Origin of the sequence: Mesorhizobium kowhaii, from assembly GCF_042431665.1 — a bacterium.
In the GTDB taxonomy this organism is placed as follows: Bacteria; Pseudomonadota; Alphaproteobacteria; order Rhizobiales; family Rhizobiaceae; genus Mesorhizobium; species Mesorhizobium kowhaii.
This window is the reverse complement of sequence record NZ_JBHLYT010000079.1, coordinates 1-7928: the sequence shown is the minus strand read 5'-3', so window position 1 is coordinate 7928 and position 7928 is coordinate 1. Positions and strand designations below refer to the sequence as shown.

At 59.9% G+C, this 7928-nt stretch carries 4 protein-coding genes and 2 pseudogenes; 3 read left to right on the top strand and 3 right to left on the bottom strand.

Annotated elements, in window-relative coordinates:
- Positions 1-214 (top strand): hypothetical protein (locus tag ACFFNA_RS34300; protein ID WP_378924328.1); only part of this gene is annotated, 214 nt, incomplete at its 5' end.
- A 111-nt stretch (positions 215-325) separates the two neighbouring features.
- On the opposite strand, the pseudogene ACFFNA_RS34295 reads toward ACFFNA_RS34300, so the two are convergent.
- Together ACFFNA_RS34295 and ACFFNA_RS34290 are read right to left on the bottom strand one after the other, a co-directional pair.
- Positions 326-462: pseudogene (locus tag ACFFNA_RS34295) on the bottom strand (IS630 family transposase); the annotation flags it as partial.
- A gap of 302 nt (positions 463-764) precedes the next feature.
- Complete coding sequence (locus ACFFNA_RS34290) at positions 765-2111, bottom strand: lysine N(6)-hydroxylase/L-ornithine N(5)-oxygenase family protein (protein ID WP_378924330.1); 1347 nt, start codon at positions 2109-2111, stop codon at positions 765-767.
- Positions 2112-3760: 1649 nt separating this feature from the next.
- Here ACFFNA_RS34290 and ACFFNA_RS34285 point away from each other — a divergent pair.
- Together ACFFNA_RS34285 and ACFFNA_RS34280 are read left to right on the top strand one after the other, a co-directional pair.
- The gene (locus ACFFNA_RS34285; RefSeq protein ID WP_378924326.1) at positions 3761-5845 is read left to right on the top strand and encodes a prolyl oligopeptidase family serine peptidase; all 2085 of its coding nucleotides are present in this window, start codon (positions 3761-3763) and stop codon (positions 5843-5845) included.
- 180 nt (positions 5846-6025) lie between these two features.
- Entirely contained in the window at positions 6026-6721 is a 696-nt protein-coding gene (locus ACFFNA_RS34280; RefSeq protein WP_095085157.1) for an OmpW/AlkL family protein, read from the top strand.
- Between the two features lie 811 nt (positions 6722-7532).
- On the opposite strand, the pseudogene ACFFNA_RS34275 reads toward ACFFNA_RS34280, so the two are convergent.
- Positions 7533-7928: pseudogene (locus ACFFNA_RS34275) on the bottom strand (hypothetical protein); the annotation flags it as partial.

Here is a 7928-nt window from a genome sequence, read left to right as displayed (position 1 = left end):
GATGGCTCATACTGTCGCTCACAGGATTCTCCGCATGATTCATGCTGAAAATGAGCGATCAACCGCCTGCACGCTACGTGGGGATGCCTACGCGCTTACGATTCTCCGGGGAAATCTGTCCATAATTCCGGAGACGGCGCTGAGCAAGCGGTACCTGCTGCAGGCCCGGCACGCCATTATCGATCGATTGCGACGGCTCTCTCCTGCCCATTGACCCACAGGAAGGCGGCCATCCGCCGCGATCGCGGCCACGACCACCGATGGCTTCCTGCCGGCGGTGTTGAGGCGATGATTGCGACCGCAGAGCTACTAGAGCACGTCCTGTTTAATCTTGGTCATATCCGGCGGCCTGGAAGTAGTTGGCGTGAACTAATCAAGGAGCGAGCCGACCGCGTCCCACAGAGCCGTGATGGTTCTCTCGGCCTTGGCGCGCAGGAGTGCCTTGAGTTTTGAGAACGCGTCCAAGGGTTCTGTAAACAGGGCCGGATCAATCGCCTTATCTGGTCCGGAAGCGACACTCATCGCCAAAGGGCGGTACCATCCTTTGATGTCCGAGCCAGCTTGGCCGCCAACGCCACTGTGATCTTTCGAGTGAGCGACCGAGTCCGGTCTTGATAACCGTAGGAAAATGCACGCCCCCAGAATATGCGATGCGCCGATGGATCCGAAGGCTTGTTCGGTCACGATGACAAGGCTCCGGCTTTGGCCGCAGGGGAGGCGGACACCATCCTTGTATGCCACCGCCGATGATCAAAGGCGAAGCTTCATATTTTTTGGCCCCGCTCTGGAGCCAGGGGACCAGGCCACCGCTCGATCGAGGTGGAACTGATAAAGTCAGGGGGCTCGGGTTTCGCACGTGGCGCGCGCCCCAGAAGGCTGTCGAGGATGCGACGCGCACGCCAAGCAAGCAGGCTTAGGCTCGGATCGACCAGCCCGCGCTGCCCGAGGCTCGCGTTCTGGACGAAGATGCGTCTGTCGCGCGGTCCGTCCCAGCGCACCGAAAAATCCTCGCAAATAGCCAACTCATTGTCGATCTGCTCCAACCGGTCCGCGATCGGTTCCAAGAAGTCTGGCAACGCGTTCTGGTAACCAGTAGCCAGGATAACGATGTCGGCCGTAACCTCTCCGACATCTTCCATGCCGCGCTGCAGGATCAGCCTGTGGCCCGCACCGACGTTGACGCAGCGTGAAACTTTGCAACCCGGCTGCAGTGTGATCTCACATTCGTTTGGCTCGAGAAATGTGTGGCGGTACAGCGCCTGATAGGTCGCGCGTAGCGTGCTTTCTGAAATGCCGTCCGAGGCAAGCACGAAACGACGCAGGAACAGCTTGCGCTGCGACTCGCTCATCCCCGCCAAACGATCCGAAAAGCAGGACATGAACAGCTCATTTGTGAATGGGCTGTTGTCGAGAGGCACGTAGATTTGGCACTGCGAGACCCAAGTGATCAATCGAGGCCGTAGTTCTTTCGGCAGGCCGACGAGGTGCAACAGCACCTCGGCCCCCGACTGGCCTCCGCCAACGACGCAGACATGCTTTTTCCCCACCTCAGGATGGATGTCTAGCAAAGCGGATGAGTGGAACAGGTTGCGTCCAGTCCAACCCTGAAACTGAGGCGGAATCTGCGCCTGCTTGCCAATGCCAACCACGACGTCTCTGGCGCCGAGAACCGCGTTATCCGTGCGCACCCGAAATTCGCCGTCATAGTAGATTTCGCGCACGGTCTCGCCGCCGCGGACAAGCGGGTTTCTGTGGAACGCCCATCTCAGGTATTGCTCGAACTCAGCTCTGAGCACGGCGTTGAATTGTGCGTTCAGAAAATGGTACAGACGGCCGTGCTCGTGCAAGTAGTTTACGAAAGTGTAGGCTGATCGCGGATTCACCAGCGTAACCAGATCCTCGAAGTGGCTGACTTGGAGTTGCGAGGACTCGAATGTGATGGCTGGATGCCAGCGCAAGTCGACCTGCCGATCCAAGAACTGCGCCTCTAGTCCTGTTTGCTCGTCGTGTATCTGACACGCAAGACTCAAATTCAACGGCCCAGCTCCGACCCCAATGCAAGAGAGCTCCACTTGCCTTGCTCCTACAGGTGTTTCCCGGCCAGGCGGCATGTTCGCGGCAAATATCGGCTTGCGCCCCTCGCGGGCGTTATCGAGCTCCGGTCCTGACCGGATTTGCGACAATTGTCCTGCGCGTTCGGGCTATCGAACATAGACGCCGAGCATTCCAACCGGTGGCAATCGACGGGTCATGGTGGCGACATGGGTTGGGGGGCATCAACGCATGTCCTTGCCGCCGGCCTCCACGACCACGTCGCCATCACTCGACACGGTTGCCAGGCCCATCACGTATTTGAAGCCGGCGCATGATGCGCCGGCCTTTCGGCGGCTTGGTGGCAGGCAAGGGCGCGGTTTTCACCGCGGCGTCGGGCATTTTCGGTGCGCATGAAATCATGGACGACGTTTCTCGCTGATACGTTCGCAGAATCCCGTGCATAGGCCGTGCCAAAGAAGGAAATCAGATCAAAGCAATTGGTTGGCGGATTTTCAAACCTGTCGGAAATCCGACATTGAGGGGTGCGCCTCACGGCGGCGCCCGATTCGCACGTCGATGTCGCCCTTTTTCGAAGAGCCAATCCGTCACCTTTTGAACCAGAAGATTCGGAACAAGGACGGTGTCTTTATCATCGGACGGTGCAGGCCCTTGTATCTCCAGCTGGACAGACCGCGACATGCCTTGTCATCAAAGTCGGCAGTCGCAAGAGCAACCAGATTCTTCACCAATCATGCCGTTGCACTGGGTCGATCACGACATCCTCGAAGGCAGCGATGATGGCGGGTGACGCCATCTCATTCCCGCCGCGAGGCCTCTCTCATGGGAAAGCAATTCGCTCGGACGATGCTCTTGATCAGATGGTTGCGGATGGGCGCATGCCCAGACCTAAGCGCATCAACTATCGCACTAGCTGGGAACCTCACCAACTGCATTGTCGACCGTATAGAGATAGCCGGAAGAGCTTTGCGCTATAATCACATTGCCAACCACGCATCCAAGAGAACAAGCGCCATTTGGTCCCTGCGACCCAATCTAGGCGCGGAGGGATGAGGCCGCCAAGCAACCTTTTGCGCGCCCACAGGTAGGCCAGGATCACGGGCGCCGCGATGCGCTCGGCATTATCGAAGTGAATTGCGTTCTCCGTCGCCGCGAAATGAGAAAATTGCAGCAATGCCCTTGATGTCGCCGCGAACGATCCGGTGCCCTCAAATCCGACAACGCTGCTCGCCAAGAGCTCCATGTTGCCACGGTCGGCGCCATCAATGCGAAAACACCCCTGAAAAAGCTCGACCTACGGTTTGGCGATCTGCCTCAGAAGCAACCGATTGCCCCGTGGCCGAAGTCGATCCGAAGCTCGGTCAGTTCGCGTAGAGCTTCACTGCTCGAGTTTTCCGCGGTGCCCACGGAACCCGCACAGGAGACCGATCATGCGTCTACGGCTGCACGCGTTGTCGGGTCTTCGACAAAGTCGGACATGAGACACAGCGCCATCAGAGCCATCTCATTGTTGTGAAACGATTTTCTCATTTGGCACGACACGTGCTGCACTATCCACATACGCACTTCGGCGCGGATAGAGGAGAAATCATTCCATGATCACGCTGGCCGAATATGTGGTCGCCCCCGCGAAAGCCGAGCTTTCCCGAGCCGACGGAGAATCTTGCGCTTGTTTTCCAGTCCACATCATTCTTCAGGTTATCCGGACATGACGGCATTCGATTTGCGCCCAACGCTGAATGCTCCCGACGATGATCCCTATCTTTGGCTTGAAGATGTAGAAGGCGAACGGGCACTTGACTGGGCGGCCAGCCAGTCGGCCAGGACCTTGGAGCACTTCGATGGAACACAGTTCGAGCGCGATCACGATGCCCTGACAGCGATTTTCGACCGTCTCGACAACATTCCCCTTATCACTCGCCGCGGACAGCACCTCTACAATCTCTGGCGAGATGCCCGAAACCCGCGCGGACTGTGGCGGCGAACCACCCTTGCCGCCTATATGACGGCCGATCCCCAGTGGGAGCCCCTGCTCGATCTCGACGCGCTCGCCGCCCGCGACAGCGAGGACTGGATCTGGGGCGGCGCGTCGGTCGAGCCTGACAAACGGGAACGAGCCGTTCTGCGCCTGTCGCGTGGCGGCAGCGCCGCGGTCGCGCATCGCGAATTCGATCTGGGCACTCTGAGCTTAGTCGCCGACGGTTTCAATCTCCCGGAGGCGAAGGGCGGCATCAATTGGCTCGACCCCGACACGCTTCTGCTGTCCAGTGCCTTTGGTGATGGCATGGCCACCCGCTGCGGCTACGCGCGCACCGTGCGGCTGTGGAAGCGTGGCGCGGATCCGCTCACCGCGCCGGTAATCTTCGAAACCGGTTCCGAATCCCTCGGCGTGTCTGGCCATCTGGATCGCACCGCCGAGAGCGAGCGCCTTTGGTTCATCGAGAGGCCGGCCTTCTTCGAGAAGATAATCCGAATCGGCGACAGAAGCGGGCCGAAGATGCAGATCGACCTTCCTCGGGACGCCTGGTGGAATGGCTTCGGCGACTGGCTGGCGGTAAAGCCGCGCAAGCCCTGGACCGTGGGAGGGACGACCCATGCCGCCGACACGCTGATAGGCATCTCGCTCTCTTCCTTCATCGCCGGAAAGCGTGATTTTAGCACCCTCTTTGAACCAGGCGACAGGCGCTCCCTGCAGTCCTTCTTCTGGAATGACTGCAAGCTCATCATCTCCTATCTCGTCAATCTCGTTCCGCGTTTCGAGATGTTCACCCCCGGCCGTCAGGAATGGACACGCCTAGCGCTGGAGACAGTACCTACCGAAGGAACTGTTTCTCTCTGGCCGCTCGATGCGGAACGGCACGTTTCCAATGGAGAGGTCCTCGTTTCGGCTCAGGACCCGATCACGCCGCCGCAGCTTTTCCTCTTCGACCTCAATGCCACGCCTCTCGGCGCTCCAGTGATCCTGAAGCGCCACCCGGAGAATTTCGACGCATCCGGTCTAGCGGTCACGCGACACGAGGCAGTCGCGACCGATGGTGAAATGATCCCCTATACGCAGGTCGGCCCGGCGAATAGCGACGGGGATGCTCCGCTTCACCTCACCGCCTATGGCGGGTTCGGCATATCGTGCCTGCCCTCCTACAACTCCCCGCTCGGCAAGCTATGGCTCGAACGCGGCGGCACTTGTGTGGTGGCGAATATCCGAGGGGGCGGCGAGTTCGGCACCCGTTGGCACGAGGCGGGTCGTAGGGAGGGCAAGCGTCTTGCGCATGACGATTTCGCCGCCGTTGCCACCGATCTCGTGCGAAGGGGCATCACGCGGTCGAGGCGGATTGCCGCCGAGGGCTGCTCAAATGGCGGTCTGCTGATTGCCAATATGCTGACCCGCTATCCCGAGCTTTTCGGTGCGCTGTTCTGCGCAGTTCCGCTTATCGACATGCGCCGCTACACCAAGCTTTTTGGCGCAGGCGGGATTGGCGAATATGGCGATCCCGACAAGCCGGAGGATTGGACTTTCCTCCGGGAAATCTCCGCCTATCACGCCGCAACGCCGGGACAGCCCTATCCGCCGATCCTGCTTGCCACCACGAAGCGGGACGACCGCGTCCACCCGGGCCACGCGCGCAAGACGGCCGCAAAGTTGCAGGCTCTTGGCTATCCGGCTTACTTCTACGAGGCCAGCGCGGGCGGGCACGGCTACGGCAAGAACAATCGGGAGCGGGCCGCATTCGTCGCCCTGGGCCACAATTTCCTTCGCAGTGCGATCGGCTGGCGCGCCGATAGCGGTCGATAGGTGGCCGGGATCAACAAGAGCAACATTTCAACAAGTAGCACAGGTCGATTTTTGTGAGCACACGCAGAACGGGTGCTCGGTCTCACCAACATGAGCAGGAGGCTCATCCGGTCTCAGCAAGTTCGAGCAGGATCTTTCATAGTGCAGTGCGTCATCTCTGAAGAGCAAGGAAAGAACATCATGGCGAAAAAGCGAATGGGCGTGGCGCGGGAGGTAGCAGCGGCCCTCGTCCTCATTGTGGTGGGACAGCAGGCCGTCGCGGCGGACCTGGTGCAAGCCGCGAGCGTCCCGCAGGCAGGAGCCTCGGTCACGGAATGGCCAAGCCCTTGGCAGGTCCGCCTGCGCGCGTTGGGGGTCATCACTGAGGATTCAGGCCACGTCAACGCGGTGCCCGGCTCCGGTCTTTCCTATTCGGACTCCCTGACACCGGAACTCGATATCTCCTATTTCTTCACCGACAACATCGCCGCCGAACTCATACTCGGCACGACCTACGCCAACATCGACGGCCAAGGAACGATCGGTGGGCTGGGCAAGGTCGGCAAGGTTTGGCTGCTGCCGCCAACGCTCACACTGCAGTACCATTTTACCGATTTCGGCGCCTTCAAGCCCTATGTCGGTGCCGGCGTGAACTACACGATCTTCTATAACCAGGATGCCGGCAGCGCCGATGCTCTCAAGGTTAAGAACACGTTCGGCACCGCGCTACAGGTCGGATTCGACTACATGGTGGATCAGCACTGGGGTGTCAACTTCGACGTGAAGAAGCTTTTCCTGAAGCCAGACTTCGACGTCACGGTAGGCGGCGCGAAGCTGACAGGCAAGGCCGCGCTCGATCCCTGGTTGATAGGCGCAGGTGTCACCTACCGTTTCTGATACCCGCAGCGAAGGTCGGTTGCGACAGCCGATCTGAAAGGAGGGGCGCCTCGTGCGCCCTTTTGCCGTCCGCCCTGCATCTCGACGGGCAGCAGCCAATTGCGAGACTACACTTGAAGAAGCCGTTGTCGAAAGGGGGCCTCCCCGCTCCCACAGAACAAAGAAGGGTACGCTTGGTCAACGCGACCTGGACTAACGCCTGAAATGGAAGTGTTTAGACGCACCAGGGAGCAGGATGGCTTTGCCGTGTTGATGCGATGCTGCGGCCACACTCCTCGCCGACATAGTCTCCCGGAAGCATGTCTGAGCTCTATGCAGCACGATCGGCTATCCGAAGATCATCCGGTTGGATCAGGGAGCGAGTTCGCCTTTCACGACTTCGACTATGCCTGCACCAAGGCGTCATCCTATGCCCGCCGGATCATCGGCTGGCGGGTGAAAAGAGCCCCCGGCTTGTGGTGGTGAAGGGCGTGCCCCTGAGCGCCCGTTCAGGCGGAGCCTGGTCGGGATTGCACAGCCGGAACGGGCGCGGCAGGTTGGCTTTTCGGCTTTAGTCTAGCTTTGAAAGCGGCTCTGAAGCACCAGGATTCGTTTCCACTTTCGACGATCTCGCAACGATGCGTAAGGCGTTCGAGCAGCGCGGTCATTTTTGGAAATTTGTCCCCGCCCGAGACGCGCTTGGTAGGCAAAACGCGGGTTTTGCAGCCTTTCGCTCTACAACTTGTGATTGCGAATAGGCGACGCGTCGGCCCCCAATCGAGGCCGACGCAGCTTTTACTTTCATCCTGTTTGTCGTGCGGCTATCGCTTGTTCAGTTTCGGCGGTAGAACACAATGATGTCGTTTTGCCTGCCTGATGGCCCCAACGCCGCTGTGTAGGGCACGCCACCGATGGTGAAATTTGTCTGCGGCTGCGACGGGCTCGGCAGCACGCCCATGTAGTGCATTCCGCGCATGAGGTCCTCAGGCGCGCGCTGATCGCCGTGTTGCCAGCCGGGGACGTAGATTGCTAGATCCGGCGCCGGAAGCGCGTTGGGCACGTGTGCTGCCCCAAAAATCCATGCCCCGGCGCCTTGATCCGATGGGCCTGGCTGGTTAACGGTGGGCGCTGGCGAAGGCGCATTCATTCCCTGCCAAATGGGCGGCGGAGAAGCGCCGCCCGGCGCCGCCTGGGCCGCATCATAATCGCCCCAAAGCTGGTCTTGATT

Coding starts and splice junctions, on each gene's coding strand:
- ACFFNA_RS34285 (WP_378924326.1), top strand. CDS start 3,761: ATGACGGCATTCGATTTGCGCCCAACGCTGAATGCTCCCGACGATGAT.
- ACFFNA_RS34280 (WP_095085157.1), top strand. CDS start 6,026: ATGGCGAAAAAGCGAATGGGCGTGGCGCGGGAGGTAGCAGCGGCCCTC.
- ACFFNA_RS34290 (WP_378924330.1), bottom strand. CDS start 2,111: ATGCCGCCTGGCCGGGAAACACCTGTAGGAGCAAGGCAAGTGGAGCTC.